The organism is Nocardia farcinica, from assembly GCF_029867845.1.
Taxonomy (GTDB): Bacteria; Actinomycetota; Actinomycetes; order Mycobacteriales; family Mycobacteriaceae; genus Nocardia; species Nocardia farcinica_A.
Window position 1 is genome coordinate 1 of sequence record NZ_JARWRU010000184.1, and the last position, 1031, is coordinate 1031.

Consider the following 1031-nt stretch of genomic DNA (forward strand, 5'->3'; position numbering starts at 1 on the left):
CCCGGCCCCCCGCGGCCCGGGCCCGCCCCCGGCGGCGCGGGCTGGGGGGGGGTGCTCGCCGGGGCGGGCGGCGCGCTCGGCGACGCCGCCCTGGCCGCGACGGCCGAGGGTGGTCTGTTCCTCGGCTACGGGTCCGCCGCGGGCAGTTTCGGCGGCTCGGACGCCGAGGCGGCGAAGGCCAGGGGTGTCGAGGTCGTCGGACTGCTGGATCTTCGCTCGGCACAACTCGATCGGCACGGCGCCGGGGAACGCGCTCTGGCGCTCACCGCGGCGGGACAATGGGAGGTCGTGATCGGCCAGGTCTTCCCGCTCGCGGAAGCCGAACGCGCGCACGCCGCCATCGAGTCGCGGGCGACGGTGGGACGCACGCTGCTGACCGTCTGATCCCGCGCGCAGGCCGCTCGGCCCGACGGCGGGGAACCCGCCCGCCTAGAGCGGAGCGGCGCGGACGGCCTGCACCAGCGCCTCCAGTTCGTCCGCGCCGCCCATGCGTTCGAAGACCAGCACCCAGCGGTCGCGGCCGGATTCGAGGTAGGTGGAGACCAGGACCGCGTACTCGACGCCTGCCTCGCTCTCGGCGACGAAGGTCCGGTCGGTGCGCGAACCGATGGTCTCCGAGCCGTACTCGGTCCCGCGGACGGCCAGCGCCTCGACCGTGCCGTGCGCCTGCGCCGGGCTCGGATAGCTGTAGAAGCGGTAGGACACCGCGGAGTCGAAACCGCCGATACAGCTCCACCTGGCCTGCCAGGGGTCGAAGACCTCCTCGTACCCCGTCGAGTCGAGGAAGTCGAGGTAGCGGGCGTAGGCGAAACACCGGGCGCCGTCGTAGCCGTCGCCGGAATCGGCGCCAGCGGGCACCATGCGGGGGAAGGCGTCGTGCAGCGCCGCCAAATCCTTGTGACCGTCCGAGCGACCGGTCAACGAGCGCACCGCGTCGCTGTTCCAGGCCCACACGCCCACACCGGCGATGATCACCAGCAGCACCAGCAGGATCATCAGCGGCACCGCCGCGCCCGACCGCCGCCGGGGCG

At 74.0% G+C, this 1031-nt stretch carries 2 protein-coding genes; one reads left to right on the top strand and one right to left on the bottom strand.

The features are described 5' to 3' along the window. The coding region (locus QH283_RS03765; protein ID WP_280501624.1) for a zinc-binding dehydrogenase at positions 1-384 on the top strand (384 nt) is incomplete at its 5' end. A gap of 45 nt (positions 385-429) precedes the next feature. On the opposite strand, the gene QH283_RS03770 is transcribed toward QH283_RS03765, so the two are convergent. Further along, on the bottom strand, positions 430-1031 hold a 602-nt coding region (locus QH283_RS03770), incomplete at its 5' end, for a hypothetical protein (protein ID WP_280501625.1).